The organism is Mycobacterium tuberculosis complex sp. N0072, from assembly GCF_030323725.1.
Taxonomy (GTDB): domain Bacteria; phylum Actinomycetota; class Actinomycetes; order Mycobacteriales; family Mycobacteriaceae; genus Mycobacterium; species Mycobacterium tuberculosis.
On record NZ_CP040689.1, the window covers coordinates 655121 to 671600 of the forward strand.

Here is a 16480-nt window from a genome sequence, read left to right on the forward strand (position 1 = left end):
GTGCGCCGTCAGCCCAGGTGGGCCGAGAGCAGCCAGCCACCGATCGACTGCAGCCCGTTGGGCTCTTCGCGGATGTCCAGGAGTGCGGGCATGCCGGCGAAGCCGGCCGGGAACCTCGCGTACAGCCGCGCGGGCTTGATCTCATCGATGATCCAGTACTTCGACACCGCCGCGCGCAGCTCGTCCTCGGTGACCGCATTGATCGGCCCCTCGGGTATCGCCGCCCGGTCGAATACCAACACGAAGTAGGAGGCGCCCGGTGCCGCCGCACGCACGATCGATTGCAGATAGCCCTCCCGGGACTCGACCGGCATGGAGTGGAACAGCGTGCTGTCGACGATGGTGTCGAACCTGCCGTCATAGCCGGTAAACGAACTGGCGTCGGCCACCTCGAAGCTGGCATTGGCCAGGCCGCGCTTCGCTGCTTCATGCCGAGCCAGTTCTACGGCGGCGGGGGAGAGGTCCAGTCCGACCGTGGTGTGTCCCCGTTCGGCCAGTGCCAGCGAAATCGCGGCCTCCCCGCAGCCCACGTCGAGGACGTCGCCGCGGAACTTGCCCTGCACGATCAGGGCGGCCAGCTCGGGCTGGGGTTCGCCGATGCTCCATGGCGGTCGGACTCCCTCCCCGAAGGCGACGGATTCACCGCGGTAGGCGGATTCGAACTCAAGATCCAGCGATTCAGTCATGTGTTCATATATATCAACGGCCCTGATATATGTCAACACAGTTGACATTCGCGCACCCTTGGTTGCCGGCCGTCAGCTGAACGGCGGTCGTCGATCGACGAGCCGGGACAATTGACCGCCACCGCGCCACACCCGCGCCACCCAGTCGCGGTCGTCGTCGGTGACCAGATTGGACATCACCCGCACGGCGATGTTCATCAATGCGGTGGAGCGCATCGTGATGGGCCCAGTCGTGGGTAGGAACCGTGGGAAGGTCAGTAACAACGCTAGCCGGCGCGCAACCGAGAAGCCGCGACCGTAGCGGTCGGCCAGCAGCGACGGCCACAGCCGTGCCAGGTCACGCGAATCCAGCAGTTCGGCGGCCAGCCGCCCGGTTTCCAGCCCGTAGTCGATGCCCTCGCCATTGAGCGGGTTGACGCAGGCCGCGGCGTCGCCGATGAGCATCCAGTTGGACCCGGCCACTCCAGAAACCGCGCCGCCCATCGGCAACAGCGCCGACGACACCGCGCGCGGCTGGCCGGTGAAGCCCCACTCGTCACGGCGCAGGTCGGTGTAGTAGGAGATCAGCGGGCGCAGGGCCAGATCGGCTGGCCGTCTTGAGGTCTACAACGCTCCCACGCCGATGTTCACTTCGCCGTTGCCCAGCGGAAAGATCCAGCCGTAGCCGGGTAGCACGGCGCCGTCGGGGGAGCGCAGTTCCAGATGCGACGTCAGCCACGGGTCATCGCTGTACGCCGTGCTCAGGTACCCCCGGACCGCGACGCCATAGACCGTCTCCCGATGCCATCGCCGGCCCAGCTTGCGTCCCAGCGGGGATCGGGCCCCGTCGGCAACGATCAGCTGGCGGCAGCCCACCTCAGTGCCGTCGGCCAGGGTCAGCGATACCACCCGCCTCGATGAATCATGGTGAACAGCAACGGCTTTAGCGCCAAGTAGCATGCGCGCACCGGTGTCCTCGGCGACCTTTCGGATCCGGTCGTCCAGCTCGAGACGGGCCACCGCGCTGCCGTACGACGGGAAGCTCGGACCGGGCCAGTCCACTTCCACCTCGCCTCCGAAGCCGCTCATCCGCAACCCACGATGCCGGATGTGGTCCGCCAGCCACTTACCTAGTCCCAGCTGGTGCAGTTCGGCGACCGCGCGTGGTGTCAGCCCGTCGCCGCAAGGCTTGTCGCGGGGGAAGGTGGCGGTGTCGATGACGAGGACGTCGCGGCCCGCGCGGGCAGCCCAGGCGGCCGCAGCTGACCCGGCCGGTCCGGCGCCCACGACCACCACGTCGGCACTGTCATCCACGCTCACCAGTATGTTGGTCGAGTGAGGACTCCGGCGACGGTGGTGGCAGGCGTTGACCTGGGCGACGCTGTCTTTGCCGCGGCCGTGCGTGCTGGTGTCGCGCGAGTCGAGCAACTCATGGACACCGAGCTGCGCCAGGCCGACGAGGTGATGAGCGATTCGCTGCTGCACTTGTTCAATGCCGGCGGCAAGCGGTTCCGTCCACTGTTCACCGTGCTGTCGGCGCAGATCGGGCCGCAGCCGGATGCCGCAGCGGTGACAGTCGCCGGGGCGGTGATCGAGATGATCCACCTGGCGACCCTCTACCACGATGACGTGATGGACGAGGCCCAGGTCCGCCGCGGCGCGCCCAGCGCCAACGCGCAATGGGGTAACAACGTCGCGATCCTGGCTGGCGACTACCTACTGGCCACCGCATCGCGGCTGGTGGCGAGGTTGGGACCGGAGGCGGTGCGGATCATCGCCGACACCTTCGCCCAGTTGGTGACCGGGCAGATGCGTGAGACGCGCGGCACGTCGGAGAACGTGGACTCCATCAAGCAGTACCTGAAGGTGGTCCAGGAGAAGACCGGCAGTCTAATCGGGGCGGCCGGCCGGCTGGGTGGGATGTTCTCCGGTGCCACCGACGAACAGGTCGAACGGCTGAGCCGCCTCGGCGGCGTGGTGGGCACCGCGTTTCAGATCGCCGACGACATTATCGACATCGACAGCGAGTCTGACGAGTCGGGCAAGCTGCCCGGTACCGATGTGCGCGAAGGAGTACACACCCTGCCGATGCTCTACGCGTTACGGGAATCAGGGCCCGATTGCGCTCGGTTGCGCGCACTGCTGAACGGACCGGTCGACGACGACGCCGAGGTGCGCGAGGCGCTGACATTGTTGCGGGCGTCGCCGGGCATGGCCCGGGCCAAAGACGTCCTGGCGCAGTACGCGGCTCAGGCACGTCACGAGCTGGCCTTACTGCCCGACGTCCCGGGACGGCGTGCCCTGGCGGCGCTGGTCGACTACACCGTGAGCCGGCACGGCTAGGTTGCCCGGCCAGGCTCGATTGCGGAACCAGCGGATACCCCTCAGGCGTTGAACCAGCAGTAATCTCCCAAGTTGAGGTGTTCTAGGAGGACACGCACTGATGACTTGGCATCCGCATGCCAACCGGCTGAAGACGTTCCTGCTGTTGGTCGGTATGTCCGCGTTGATCGTGGCCGTCGGCGCGTTGTTTGGCAGGACGGCGCTGATGCTGGCGGCGCTGTTCGCCGTCGGAATGAACGTCTACGTCTACTTCAATAGCGACAAGCTGGCGCTGCGGGCGATGCATGCGCAACCGGTTTCCGAACTGCAGGCGCCGGCGATGTACCGGATCGTTCGAGAGCTGGCGACCAGCGCTCACCAGCCGATGCCCCGGCTGTACATCAGCGACACCGCCGCACCCAACGCGTTCGCCACCGGCCGCAACCCGCGCAATGCCGCGGTGTGTTGCACGACTGGCATCCTGCGTATCCTCAATGAGCGTGAGCTGCGTGCCGTGCTGGGCCACGAGCTGTCTCACGTCTACAACCGCGACATCCTGATCTCTTGTGTGGCAGGTGCGCTGGCAGCGGTGATTACCGCGCTGGCCAACATGGCCATGTGGGCCGGCATGTTCGGCGGCAACCGAGACAACGCCAATCCCTTTGCACTGCTTCTGGTTGCGCTGCTGGGCCCGATCGCGGCAACCGTGATACGGATGGCCGTGTCGCGATCGCGGGAGTACCAGGCCGACGAGTCGGGTGCCGTCCTGACCGGGGACCCGCTGGCGTTGGCGTCGGCATTGCGCAAGATCTCCGGCGGCGTCCAGGCGGCGCCGCTGCCGCCGGAGCCGCAGCTGGCCAGCCAGGCGCACCTGATGATCGCCAACCCGTTCCGGGCGGGTGAGCGGATCGGATCGCTGTTTTCGACTCACCCACCGATCGAGGACCGCATTCGCCGGCTGGAGGCGATGGCGCGCGGCTGATAACTGTGGGTATCGAGATGCCATCGGTGATGAGTCAGGCGCCGCTATCGAGGAGGCGGTCGATCAGTTCGTGGCTGGCATGCCGGCGTGCGGCGAGGACGCGCCCGTCCCACTGACCGAACGCAACAGCCGAACTATCGTTGTGCGGACATCACCGGCATGCGTGCCGGCAGCGGTGGCAAGCCTAAAACCCCGAGCCGTGCACCTCGTGTCCGGGGACCTCGGCGATCAAGCCTCTATACGCCTGCTCCACCGTCGAACCATGGTTGATGACGGCGTCGACCTCGCGGGCGATCGGCATGTTCAGCCCGAACTCGTTGGCGAACTCCATCACCACACCGGCAGCTTTGACGCCCTCGGCGACCTGGCTCATCGATGCGATGATTTCGTCGATCGGCTTGCCTGCGCCGAGTTGTTCGCCCACATGCCGGTTGCGGCTGCGTTGGCTGGTGCAGGTGACGATCAGGTCGCCGAGACCGGCCAGTCCGGGGAACGTTTCGCTTTTCCCACCCATTGCCACACCCAGCTTCGTCATCTCGCGCAGCGCGCGGGCGATCACCAGGGCGCGGGTGTTTTCGCCGATACCCAGCGAATAGCCCATCCCGACCGCGATGGCGAAGACGTTCTTGAGGGCGCCCGCCGTCTCGACACCGACGACGTCGTCAGTTGTGTACACGCGGAAGCGCCGGGTGCGAAACATTGCTGATAGCCGGGTCGCCAGGTGCTGGTCGGGCATGGCCAGCACCGCCGCGGCCGCGTAGCCCTCGGCCACCTCGCGGGCGATGTTCGGGCCGGCCAGGATGCCTGCCGGATGACCGGGCAGTACCTCCTCGATGATCTGCGACATCCGCATATTGGTGCCCTGTTCGAGCCCCTTGACCAGGGACACCACTGGCACCCAGGGTCGCAGCTCTTTGCTCAGCTCGACAAGCACTCCGCGGAAACCGTGCGAGGGCACCCCCATGACAACGACGTCGGCGCAGTTGGCGGCCTCGGTGAAGTCTGTGGTGGCGCGCAGGGTGTCGCTGAGCACCACGTCGTTGCCGAGGTATCGGCTATTGCGGTGGTTGTCGTTGATGTCCTGCGCGGTGACCGCCGAGCGCACCCACTGCAAGGTTGGTCCGCGGCGCGCACAGATGGAGGCGACGGTGGTGCCCCAGGAACCGCCGCCGAGGACAACGACTTTGGGTTCGCGCTTGTTGGCTGCCATGGCGTTCAGCGTATTGCGGCAACCGGACATTTGATAGCCGTCGACGAACCGCAGGAGCAATCATGCCGCGCCGAACACCATTGCCTCCTCGATGCGGTCGAATCGGTAGTCGATGGCGTCGGCCAAGTAGTTCTGTCGTACATTCCACGGCCGCTTGGTGCCGGACTTGGGCAGCGCGTACGGCGCCCGCTTCACATAGCCGGCCTGAATGTCCCAGGACGGTTTCTCGTCCATCGGCTCGTCGCCCAGGTGCGGGGCGGCGCGCGTGTGTCCATGGGCGGCCATGTGTGCCAGTAGTTTTGCCGTCGCCCGGGCCGTCATGTCGGCGCGCAGCGTCCAGGACGCGTTCGTGTAACCCACACACCAGAACAGGTTGGGCACGTCTTCGAGCATGTGCGCCTTGTAGACAAAGCGATCCCGAGGGTCGATCTCGACGCCGTCGAGGCTGATCGCGGCCCCGCCAAGCGCTTGCAACTGCAGGCCGGTGGCGGTGACGATAATGTCCGCATCGAGGTGCCCACCGGATTTGAGTGCAATACCGGTGGCGTCGAAGTGGTCGATATGGTCGGTGACCACCTCGGCGCGGCCGCTGGTGATGGCGTTGTACAGGTCGGCGTCCGGGATCAGGCACAGTCGCTGATCCCACGGGTTGTACCGCGGCGTGAAGTGGGTTTCGATGTCGTAGCCCTCGGGCAGATTTTTGATCGCGGTACGGCGCAGCAGCCATTTCACGAACACCGGTGTCTTGCGGGACAAGAACCAGAACACCGCTTCCAATAACGCGTTGTACATTCGGACAATCAAGTGAGAAGTTTTGGGAGGCAACGCTTTACGAACAACGGCGGCGAACGTGCTGTATTTGGATGCCGAGATCAGGTAGGTCGGGGATCGCTGCAGCATGGTTACCTTTTCGGCCCGGTCGGTCAGCGAGGGGATCAGTGTGACCGCGGTGGCCCCGCTGCCGATCACCACGATCTTCTTGCCGGTGTAGTCCAGATCCTCTGGCCAGTGCTGGGGATGCACTACCGCGCCGCCAAACTTCTCGATGCCTCCGAAGTCGGGGGTGTAGCCCTCGTCATAGTTGTAGTAGCCGCTGCCGAAGAACACGAACCGGCTGCGGTAGTGCTTGTGCACGCCGTTCTGCTCGAAGGTGACGGTCCAGGTATCGGTGGATGAGTCCCAGTCCGCTGCGCGAACGTAGCTGTTGAACTCGATGTGGCGATCGATGCCGTACTTGTGGGCCATGTCGGTGAGGTACTCGCGGATGTGGGCGCCGTCGGCGATGCCTTCTTCGCGGGTCCACGGCTCGTAGGGAAACGACAGCGTGAAGATGCTGCTGTCGGAGCGCACGCCGGGGTAGCGGAACAGATCCCAGGTGCCGCCGATCCGCGCACGCCTTTCCAGGATGGTGTAGGTCAGCTGCGGGTTGCGTTCGATGATCCGGTAGGCCGCGCCCAGTCCGGAGATGCCGGCGCCGACGATGACGACGTCGACACAGCCGGCGTTTGGAGTCACGCTCATCGTGAACCTCGCTTGAAATCCTGGATCAGCGACCAGGGTAGCCAGGACATCCAGCCAGCCCCTCCAGATCGCCGCGACTAGCGGTAGTTCACAAACTGCAATGCCACGTCCAGGTCGGCCTTCTTCAGCATGGCGATGACGGCCTGCAGGTCGTCGCGCTTCTTGCTGGTGACCCGGACCTCGTCGCCCTGGATCTGGGTTTTGACGTTCTTGGGGCCTGCGTCGCGGATGAGCTTGGTGATCTTCTTGGCGTTCTCGCTGCTAATGCCCTGTTTGAGGGCGCCGGTAACTTTGTACGTCTTACCCGAGGCCTGCGGTTCTCCGGCCTCGAAGGCCTTCAGCGAGATGTCGCGGCGGATCAGCTTCTCCTTGAAGACGTCGACGGCGGCCTTGACACGCTCCTCGGTGGACGAGGTGAGCTCGACGGCCTCGTCGCCCTTCCACGCGATCTTGGTGTCGGTGCCGCGGAAGTCGAAGCGCGTGGCCAGCTCCTTGGCGGCCTGGTTGAGTGCGTTGTCGACCTCCTGCCGGTCGACCTTGCTGACGATGTCGAACGATGAGTCCGCCATTCGGTTCGTCCCTCCTTCGCGAGATAGCCGTGTGTGCTCTGTCTACCCGGTCGTTGTACCCTGCTAGGCGGCAGGTTGCCCGAGCGGCCAATGGGAGCGGACTGTAAATCCGTCGCGAAAGCTACGCAGGTTCGAATCCTGCACCTGCCACCACGGTCAAGCTGGTATCCGGGCATGGGCGCCGGGCATGGCCACGCCCGCGCGTTGGTGCCCCAACGTCGCCTACGGTCGGTAGACAGCGGCGCGACACCCGCACTCCAACAATTTCGGGAGGTCAAGTGGTGGAGTTGAGCCCGGATCGGATCATGGCGATCGGCGGCGGGTACGGCCCGTCTAAGGTACTGCTTACCGCGGTCGGGCTTGGGCTGTTCACCGAACTTGGCGATGAGGCCATGACCGCCGAGGCCATTGCCGACCGCCTCGGGTTGCTAAAGCGACCGGCGATTGACTTCCTCGACGCCTTGGTCTCGCTGGACTTGCTGGCGCGAGACGGCGACGGACCCGGGTCCCACTACCGCAATACACCGGAGACAGCGCACTTTCTGGACGAGGCCCGTCCCACCTACGCGGGCGGCCTGCTGAAGATCTGGAACGAACGCAACTACCGCTTCTGGGCGGATTTGACCGAGGCGCTCAAGACCGGGAAGGCACAAAGCGAGGTCAAGCAAACCGGGCGGCCCTTCTTCGAGGCGCTCTATGCAGATCCTCGGCGGCTCGAGGCGTTCATGGCGGCTATGGACGCGGCGTCGCGACGCAACATCGAGCTCCTCGCGAAACGCTTTCCGTTCGAGCGCTACCGGCGTCTCTGTGACGTGGGCTGCGCGGACGGTCTGTTGTCACGAATCGTCGCGGCGGCTCACCCGCACTTGCAGTGCGTCAGCTTCGACTTGCCCGCGGTGACCGAGATCGCTCGACGCAAGCTGACAGCCGAGGGTTTGGGTGAGCGGGTGCAGGCGTGCGCCGGTGACTTTTTGGCCGACCCTCTGCCGGCGGCCGATGTCATCACGATGGGCCAGATTCTGCACGACTGGAACCTCGACCGTAAACAGCAGTTGGTCGCTAAGGCCTACGAGGCCCTGTCCAAGGAGGGGGCTTTCATTGTGATCGAGACATTGATCGACGACGCGCGACGCGAAAACACAACCGGCCTGATGATGTCACTGAACATGCTTATCGAGTTCGGTGACGCGTTCGACTACTCCGCCGCCGACTTCCGGGGGTGGTGTGGCGAGGCGGGATTCCGTTCGTTCGAGGTGATCCCGCTTGCCGGCGGCTCCAGCGCGGCGGTGGCCTATAAATAGCGGGCAATGACATGGTGGGTGGCCGACCAACGTGAACTGAGGACGGCAAATCGGCCTCAGTTCACGCTCGGCGCTTTGAGCAACAAATTGAACACATAGAATCGTGTCGATGAGCGGCACATCGTCGATGGGATTGCCGCCGGGACCTCGACTTTCCGGCTCGGTGCAGGCCGTGTTGATGTTGCGCCATGGGCTGCGTTTTTTGACGGCCTGTCAACGCCGTTACGGCAGTGTTTTCACGCTGCATGTCGCGGGGTTCGGCCACATGGTGTATCTGTCCGATCCGGCCGCCATCAAGACAGTGTTTGCCGGCAACCCGAGTGTCTTTCACGCCGGCGAAGCCAACTCGATGTTGGCCGGACTGCTCGGCGACAGCTCACTGCTGTTGATCGACGACGACGTGCACCGCGACCGGCGTCGCCTGATGTCGCCGCCGTTCCATCGCGACGCGGTCGCGCGCCAGGCCGGGCCGATAGCCGAGATTGCCGCCGCCAACATCGCCGGGTGGCCGATGGCTAAGGCGTTCGCGGTGGCGCCCAAGATGTCTGAGATCACCCTTGAGGTGATCCTGCGGACCGTCATAGGCGCCAGCGATCCGGTCCGGCTCGCCGCGCTGCGCAAGGTCATGCCGCGGCTGCTCAACGTGGGCCCGTGGGCGACGCTCGCACTGGCCAACCCGAGCCTGCTGAACAATCGGCTCTGGAGCAGGCTGCGACGGCGGATCGAAGAAGCCGACGCCCTGCTGTACGCCGAGATCGCCGACCGCCGAGCCGATCCCGATCTGGCCGCACGCACCGACACGCTGGCCATGCTGGTTCGGGCCGCCGACGAAGACGGACGGACGATGACCGAGCGCGAGCTGCGCGACCAGCTGATAACGTTGCTGGTCGCAGGTCACGACACCACCGCGACGGGACTGTCGTGGGCACTGGAGCGGTTGACCCGCCACCCGGTCACCCTGGCCAAGGCCGTGCAAGCGGCCGACGCCAGCGCGGCCGGCGATCCAGCCGGCGACGAGTACCTGGACGCGGTGGCCAAAGAGACACTGCGGATCCGCCCGGTGGTGTACGACGTGGGCCGGGTCCTCACCGAGGCGGTGGAGGTGGCCGGTTACCGGCTGCCGGCCGGGGTCATGGTGGTCCCAGCGATCGGGCTGGTGCACGCGAGCGCGCAACTGTATCCGGATCCGGAACGGTTCGACCCTGATCGGATGGTTGGCGCCACTTTGAGCCCGACCACCTGGTTGCCGTTCGGCGGCGGCAACCGCCGCTGCCTCGGCGCCACCTTTGCCATGGTCGAGATGCGGGTCGTCCTTCGGGAGATCCTGCGCCGCGTCGAGTTGAGCACCACCACGACCTCCGGCGAACGGCCGAAGCTAAAGCACGTCATCATGGTGCCGCACCGCGGCGCGCGCATCCGCGTCCGGGCAACCAGGGACGTTTCGGCCACGTCGCAAGCGACAGCCCAGGGTGCCGGATGCCCAGCCGCTCGCGGTGGCGGGCCGTCCAGAGCCGTCGGCAGCCAGTGACCAGCTGGGGTATCCGCATGGGGTCGCCCAGCGGGTCCCGAGGGGACTTTTGGCCACCGGCGCTGGTGGCCTACTGCCCTCCCGCCGTTGCGCCGGGTGCGTGCACGATTGAAGTCCCCAAGGAAGGGACGCTCATGAAGGCAAAGGTCGGGGACTGGCTGGTGATCAAAGGCGCGACGATAGATCAACCGGACCACCGAGGGTTGATTATTGAGGTGCGCTCATCCGATGGTTCGCCGCCGTATGTGGTGCGCTGGCTCGAGACCGACCATGTGGCGACGGTGATTCCGGGTCCGGATGCGGTCGTGGTCACTGCGGAGGAGCAGAATGCGGCCGACGAGCGGGCGCAGCATCGGTTCGGCGCGGTTCAGTCGGCGATCCTCCATGCCAGGGGAACGTAGGCGATTCGCTCAAGCGACGAAGTCGGTGGGTGTCAGCTGGCCGGCGAAAGTCCGGCGCCGGGATGGAACGCTGGTGCCGTTCGACATCGCGCGGATCGAAGCAGCGGTGACGCGGGCAGCGCGCGAGGTGGCTTGCGACGACCCCGATATGCCGGGCACCGTAGCGAAAGCCGTCGCCGACGCACTCGGGCGCGGTATCGCTCCCGTTGAGGACATTCAGGACTGCGTGGAGGCCCGGCTGGGGGAAGCCGGTCTGGATGACGTGGCCCGTGTTTACATCATCTACCGGCAGCGGCGCGCCGAGCTGCGGACGGCTAAGGCCTTGCTCGGCGTGCGGGACGAGTTAAAGCTGAGCTTGGCGGCCGTGACGGTACTGCGCGAGCGCTATCTGCTGCACGACGAGCAGGGCCGGCCGGCCGAGTCGACCGGCGAGCTGATGGACCGATCGGCGCGCTGTGTCGCGGCGGCCGAGGACCAGTATGAGCCGGGCTCGTCGAGGCGGTGGGCCGAGCGGTTCGCCACGCTATTACGCAACCTGGAATTCCTGCCGAATTCGCCCACGTTGATGAACTCTGGCACCGACCTGGGACTGCTCGCCGGCTGTTTTGTTCTGCCGATTGAGGATTCGCTGCAATCGATCTTTGCGACGCTGGGACAGGCCGCCGAGCTGCAGCGGGCTGGAGGCGGCACCGGATATGCGTTCAGCCACCTGCGACCCGCCGGGGATCGGGTGGCCTCCACGGGCGGCACGGCCAGCGGACCGGTGTCGTTTCTACGGCTGTATGACAGTGCCGCGGGTGTGGTCTCCATGGGCGGTCGCCGGCGTGGCGCCTGTATGGCTGTGCTTGATGTGTCGCACCCGGATATCTGTGATTTCGTCACCGCCAAGGCCGAATCCCCCAGCGAGCTCCCGCATTTCAACCTATCGGTTGGTGTGACCGACGCGTTCCTGCGGGCCGTCGAACGCAACGGCCTACACCGGCTGGTCAATCCGCGAACCGGCAAGATCGTCGCGCGGATGCCCGCCGCCGAGCTGTTCGACGCCATCTGCAAAGCCGCGCACGCCGGTGGCGATCCCGGGCTGGTGTTTCTCGACACGATCAATAGGGCAAACCCGGTGCCGGGGAGAGGCCGCATCGAGGCGACCAACCCGTGCGGGGAGGTCCCACTGCTGCCTTACGAGTCATGTAATCTCGGCTCGATCAACCTCGCCCGGATGCTCGCCGACGGTCGCGTCGACTGGGACCGGCTCGAGGAGGTCGCCGGTGTGGCGGTGCGGTTCCTTGATGACGTCATCGATGTCAGCCGCTACCCCTTCCCCGAACTGGGTGAGGCGGCCCGCGCCACCCGCAAGATCGGGCTGGGAGTCATGGGTTTGGCGGAACTGCTTGCCGCACTGGGTATTCCGTACGACAGTGAAGAAGCCGTGCGGTTAGCCACCCGGCTCATGCGTCGCATACAGCAGGCGGCGCACACGGCATCGCGGAGGCTGGCCGAAGAGCGGGGCGCATTCCCGGCGTTCACCGATAGCCGGTTCGCGCGGTCGGGCCCGAGGCGCAACGCACAGGTCACCTCCGTCGCTCCGACGGGCACCATCTCACTGATCGCCGGAACCACCGCGGGCATCGAGCCGATGTTCGCCATCGCGTTCACCCGCGCCATCGTCGGCCGGCATCTGCTGGAGGTCAATCCGTGCTTCGACCGACTGGCCCGCGATCGGGGCTTTTATCGTGACGAGCTGATCGCCGAGATCGCTCAGCGTGGCGGAGTCCGTGGCTATCCGCGGCTGCCTGCTGAGGTGCGGGCCGCGTTCCCGACCGCGGCGGAGATCGCGCCGCAGTGGCATCTGCGCATGCAGGCCGCGGTGCAGCGCCACGTCGAGGCCGCCGTGTCCAAGACGGTCAACTTGCCCGCCACGGCGACGGTCGATGACGTCCGCGCCATCTATGTGGCCGCCTGGAAGGCAAAGGTCAAGGGCATCACGGTGTATCGCTACGGCAGCCGGGAAGGACAGGTACTGTCCTACGCCGCGCCGAAACCGCTACTGGCGCAGGCTGACACGGAGTTCAGCGGCGGCTGTGCGGGCCGCTCCTGCGAGTTCTGACGGCGGCTCCCATGGCGCGAGCAGACGCAGAATCGCACAAAATCAGCGATTTTGATGCGATTCTGCGTCTGCTCGCGCAGGGATCGCAGGGATCACCCCGGCCGGCTAGCGGTTTAGCCGCTTGGGCCTGGGCCGCACAAGTGGTCGATGAACCAATCGCACGCCAGCTTGGCAACCTGTTCCAGCGTGCCTGGTTCTTCGAATAGGTGTGTGGCGCCGGGGACCACGGTGAGTTGGCATTTCCCGGGTATTACCGCTTGCGCTCGTTGGTTCAGCTCGAGGACCACCTGGTCGCGTCCACCCACGATCAGCAGCGTCGGTGCCACCACGCTCCCCAGCGAATCACCCGCGAGATCGGGCCGGCCGCCGCGGGACACCACCGCCCGCACGTTCACGCGCGGATCGGCGGCCGCGACCAGCGCCGCACCCGCTCCCGTGCTGGCGCCGAAGTAGCCGACCGGCAGCGATGCGGTGTCGGGCTGGGTGGCCAACCAACCGGTCACGTCGATGAGTCGGGAAGCGAGCAGCTCAATGTCGAAGACGTTGGCGCGGTTGCGTTCTTCTTCGGGCGTGAGCAAGTCGAATAACAGCGTCGCAAACCCGGCCCCGGTCAAGACCTCTGCAACGTACCGATTGCGGATACTGTGCCGGCTGCTGCCACTGCCATGTGCGAAAACCACAATTCCCCTGGGTTTTTCGGGGACAGTCAGGTGCCCTGCCACCGGTACTGGACCGGCAACGACCTGGACCTCCTCATCGCGAAGCGGTGGGTCAGCGGCGGCATCGATCGCACCTGCCTCGGCGAAGTCGCGGTGAGCACGATCCAGAAACGCCACCACCTCGTCGTCGGAGGTCTGGGTGAAGTTGCGGTAACCCTGCCCGACGGCGAAGAACAACGCCGGCGTCGCCAAACACACCACCTCATCGGCGTACCCGGCGAATCTCGCCACGATGTCGTCTGGGCCGATCGGGACCGCCAGCACCACCTTGTCCGCACCGTGCGCCCGGGCGACCTGGCACGCCGCCTTGGCCGTCGCTCCGGTGGCGATGCCGTCATCGACGATCACCGCGATCCGCCCGGTCAACGGGATGCGGTCACGCCCGCGGCGGAAGCGTTCCGCGCGGCGTTGTAGCTCGATCAGCTGCTTGCGTTCGACCGCGTCCATGGCGGCAGCATCGAGGTGTGTCCCGCGGACGACGTCGTCGTTGAGCACCCGCACGCCGTCCTCACCGATGGCGCCGAAAGCCAATTCGGGTTGGAACGGCACGCCAAGCTTGCGCACGACCAGGACGTCGAGTGGCGCTTGCAGTGACTTGGCGACCTCAAAGGCCACCGGTACCCCGCCGCGCGGCAAGCCAAGGACGACGACGGCCTTGCCGGATAGCTGCGCCAGGCGTTGCGCCAACTGGCGTCCAGCGTCGCCACGATCGTCAAAGAGCTTCATCTGCCGAGTGTGTCGCCATCTCATGGCTCCAAATATGGAATTAGGTCCCTGGGCCGACTGACGACAGTCCCTCAGCGACCGGATTGCGCATCCCGCCTTGTACGCTACTCCGCAAATCCCGGGCTTGCGTCCGCGGAAGCGAACTCGGCGGCGCTACGGTGGTGGCTCACTTCGGCCGTGCGCACTCGGATCGACGGGCCGATGGCGGCCGGGCCCGCGCGCTTCATAGGTCATCGGATTGAGGTGATCGACTCGGCGATGAGTGTTCGAAAGATGACTCAGTGGTGTGCCTTCCGTCGGTGAGCTGCACGACATATGTGCGGTCGTCGGCGTCGTACTCAACCGTGCCGCCCGAGACAACCATCCCAACCAACGCATTGCCGTCCTGGAAGTAGTACGCGTTCTTTTCTCGGCGCATGGAATCCAGGTGGCAACCGGGCACTATGAGGACGCTCCTGCGGGGATCGTCGGTGAGGACCAGAATCCGCGCGCCCCGTTTCTGGGCTAGGGGATGCTTCGTAGGCTTCCGTTGCCGCATGTGCCGCTTGATGGCGTGCTCACCCATTTTGGTTTTGCCCTCTCACTTGACGCTGCGTTGCCTAGCATGCCAACCGGCTAGCTTCGCGGAACGTGCTCCCCGGGGTGCGGGCATTCACCGGGCACGTGAATCAGTACTGCGCCGTCATCGACGATCCCGGCTTGACCGCGGCGATGGGCGGTGATGTATAGCCATCCGGGTTCGATGGTTTGCTTGCAGCGTGTACATTGCGGGTCGGCGGCCATGTGCTCCTCGCTTCCCTAGCCTCACGGTTTGCGCCGTCGGTCGACAGGCGAACTGCTCTTCGCCGATGTACGTCACTGCTTCGGCGGCTAAACCCCTTGTCCAGCACGACAAGTCCAACCGGCCTGCGTCGGCGGAGTTTGGCCTCGTGCTCGGCTGGCGGTGCTCATGGTGTCCCTCCGGAACTCGGGGTAACGGCAAGCTTTCGATGCGTCGGCAGTCCGAAATCTAGAGACGACGAACTTGTTGTTCTAGGGTCGTTTGGCCTTCGCCCCGACGACGTTGGACCCGGGGTGGGCTTCGGCCGTGTCGGCGTGCCGCAGCCGGGCGAGTTCGCCCACGATCCTGTCGCTGACCGCCACCGGATACGAGTAGCCGGTGTCCTCGAGCGAGCGCAGCTCCGGCGGGAGCGCGTCGATCTGCTGGCGGGCCCAGTCCCGCGCGCCGTCCAATGTGGGTGCATGCTGCCGGATGCGTCGGCCGTTGGTCATGATGGGCACCAGCAACGGGTCCCCGGGAAGGTTTTCACCGTGCTCGCCGAGCGTGTCGCCGCAAAAGACTCCGTGCTCGAGCTTACGGAACACCTGCTTGCGTCCCGGGTAGATCACCTTGCCGCTGGAGAACTTGGTGCGCCCGCTGCCGTCGTATGCCACCAGCTTGTAGGCCATGTCCAGCGCGGGCGCGTCTTGAGCCACGACGAGCTGGGTGCCCACGCCGAAGCCGTCGATCGGACAGCGGGCAGCCAAAAGCGCGGCGATGCGGTTTTCGTCGAGGCCCGACGACGCGAAGATCTCGACCTGCTCGAGACCGGCGGTGTCGAGCCGTGCACGGGTCGCCTTGGACAGCTCATCGAGGTCGCCGGAATCCAGCCGGACCGCGCGCACATCGAAGCGATTGCCCAGCCGCTTGGCCAACTCGATGACGTGATCGACGCCGCGTAGCGTGTCGTAGGTGTCCACGAGCAGCATGGTGGCTGGGTAGAGCCGGGCGAACGCCTCGAACGCGGCCACCTCACTGTCGAAGGCTTGAACAAAGCTGTGCGCCATGGTGCCGAACGTCGGGATCCCATATTGGCGGGCCGCGAGCAGATTCGACGTGCCCGCAGCGCCCGCGAGATAACTGGTGCGCGCGACCTTGCAGGCCGCGTCGGTGCCGTGAGCGCGCCGCGCGCCGAAATCCACCACCGGTCGTCCGCGCGCGGCGGCGACCACCCGCGCGGCCTTGCTCGCGAGCACGCTTTGCAGATGAATCTGGTTCAGCACAAACGTCTCGACAAGCTGGGCCTCGATGATTGGCGCGATCAGCTGGACCGCGGGTTCGTTCGGAAAAATCACGGTTCCTTCCGGCGCGGCCCAGACATCTCCGGTGAAACGCACTCCGGCCAGCCACCTCAGGAACTCGTCGGAAAACTGGCCCAGGCCACGCAGGTAACGCAGATCCTGCTCGTCGAATCGAAACGCTTCGAGGAACTCGACCACATCGGCCAGCCCGGCGGCCATGATGTAGGACCTGCCAGGCGGAAGCTTGCGGAAGAATATCTCGAAAACCGCTGTGCCCGACATTCTTTCGGCCCAGTAGGCCTGGGCCATCGTCACCTCGTACAGGTCGGTGAACAGCGCGCCGACGTGTTGGCGGATCGCCATGGTTGCCG

13 protein-coding genes, 1 tRNA gene and 1 pseudogene are annotated in these 16480 nt (G+C 65.7%); 7 read left to right on the forward strand and 8 right to left on the reverse strand.

What is annotated here, in order from left to right:
- Positions 1–8 precede the first annotated feature (8 nt).
- Positions 9–686 carry a benzoquinone methyltransferase gene (locus FF952_RS02950; RefSeq protein ID WP_003911240.1) on the reverse strand — a complete coding sequence of 226 codons (678 nt, stop codon included), beginning with the start codon at positions 684–686 and terminating at the stop codon, positions 9–11.
- Positions 687–758: 72 nt separating this feature from the next.
- Positions 759–1985 (reverse strand): annotated as a pseudogene (gene menJ / locus FF952_RS02955) (menaquinone reductase MenJ).
- Between the two features lie 15 nt (positions 1986–2000).
- On the opposite strand from menJ, the gene grcC reads away from it, so the two are divergent.
- A complete protein-coding gene (gene grcC, locus FF952_RS02960; protein ID WP_003904430.1) occupies positions 2001–3008 on the forward strand; it encodes a polyprenyl-diphosphate synthase GrcC in 1008 nt (335 codons plus the stop codon).
- A 100-nt stretch (positions 3009–3108) separates the two neighbouring features.
- Positions 3109–3969 carry a zinc metalloprotease HtpX gene (htpX, locus tag FF952_RS02965; protein ID WP_003402959.1) on the forward strand — a complete coding sequence of 287 codons (861 nt, stop codon included), beginning with the start codon at positions 3109–3111 and terminating at the stop codon, positions 3967–3969.
- 184 nt (positions 3970–4153) lie between these two features.
- Here the strand turns inward: htpX and FF952_RS02970 are convergent, their stop codons facing one another.
- The 3 genes from FF952_RS02970 to FF952_RS02980 form a co-directional block, all read right to left on the reverse strand.
- Positions 4154–5179, reverse strand: coding sequence for an NAD(P)H-dependent glycerol-3-phosphate dehydrogenase (locus FF952_RS02970; protein WP_003900965.1), 1026 nt, complete (start codon positions 5177–5179; stop codon positions 4154–4156).
- A 60-nt stretch (positions 5180–5239) separates the two neighbouring features.
- Entirely contained in the window at positions 5240–6700 is a 1461-nt protein-coding gene (locus FF952_RS02975) for a flavin-containing monooxygenase (RefSeq protein WP_003402981.1), read from the reverse strand.
- A gap of 77 nt (positions 6701–6777) precedes the next feature.
- Entirely contained in the window at positions 6778–7269 is a 492-nt protein-coding gene (locus tag FF952_RS02980) for a YajQ family cyclic di-GMP-binding protein (RefSeq protein WP_003402987.1), read from the reverse strand.
- A 69-nt stretch (positions 7270–7338) separates the two neighbouring features.
- Here FF952_RS02980 and FF952_RS02985 point away from each other — a divergent pair.
- The 5 genes from FF952_RS02985 to FF952_RS03005 all read left to right on the forward strand — a co-directional run bounded on the left by FF952_RS02985 (position 7339) and on the right by FF952_RS03005 (position 12603).
- Positions 7339–7422, forward strand: a tRNA-Tyr gene (locus tag FF952_RS02985).
- Positions 7423–7550: 128 nt separating this feature from the next.
- Complete coding sequence (locus tag FF952_RS02990; RefSeq protein WP_003900173.1) at positions 7551–8570, forward strand: methyltransferase; 1020 nt, start codon at positions 7551–7553, stop codon at positions 8568–8570.
- Between the two features lie 109 nt (positions 8571–8679).
- Complete coding sequence (locus FF952_RS02995; protein ID WP_003402992.1) at positions 8680–10098, forward strand: cytochrome P450; 1419 nt, start codon at positions 8680–8682, stop codon at positions 10096–10098.
- Between the two features lie 134 nt (positions 10099–10232).
- Positions 10233–10499 carry a DUF1918 domain-containing protein gene (locus tag FF952_RS03000; protein WP_003402995.1) on the forward strand — a complete coding sequence of 89 codons (267 nt, stop codon included), beginning with the start codon at positions 10233–10235 and terminating at the stop codon, positions 10497–10499.
- Positions 10500–10524: 25 nt separating this feature from the next.
- Positions 10525–12603, forward strand: coding sequence for an adenosylcobalamin-dependent ribonucleoside-diphosphate reductase (locus FF952_RS03005; protein ID WP_003402998.1), 2079 nt, complete (start codon positions 10525–10527; stop codon positions 12601–12603).
- Positions 12604–12716: 113 nt separating this feature from the next.
- On the opposite strand, the gene FF952_RS03010 is transcribed toward FF952_RS03005, so the two are convergent.
- From FF952_RS03010 to FF952_RS03020, 3 genes are all read right to left on the reverse strand, one after another.
- Positions 12717–14048 (reverse strand): phosphoribosyltransferase family protein, encoded by a 1332-nt coding sequence (locus FF952_RS03010; RefSeq protein ID WP_003403001.1) that lies wholly within the window; start codon positions 14046–14048, stop codon positions 12717–12719.
- Between the two features lie 223 nt (positions 14049–14271).
- A complete protein-coding gene (locus FF952_RS03015; RefSeq protein WP_003898507.1) occupies positions 14272–14613 on the reverse strand; it encodes a hypothetical protein in 342 nt (113 codons plus the stop codon).
- 467 nt (positions 14614–15080) lie between these two features.
- Complete coding sequence (locus FF952_RS03020) at positions 15081–16472, reverse strand: nicotinate phosphoribosyltransferase (RefSeq protein WP_003403007.1); 1392 nt, start codon at positions 16470–16472, stop codon at positions 15081–15083.
- Positions 16473–16480 lie beyond the last annotated feature (8 nt).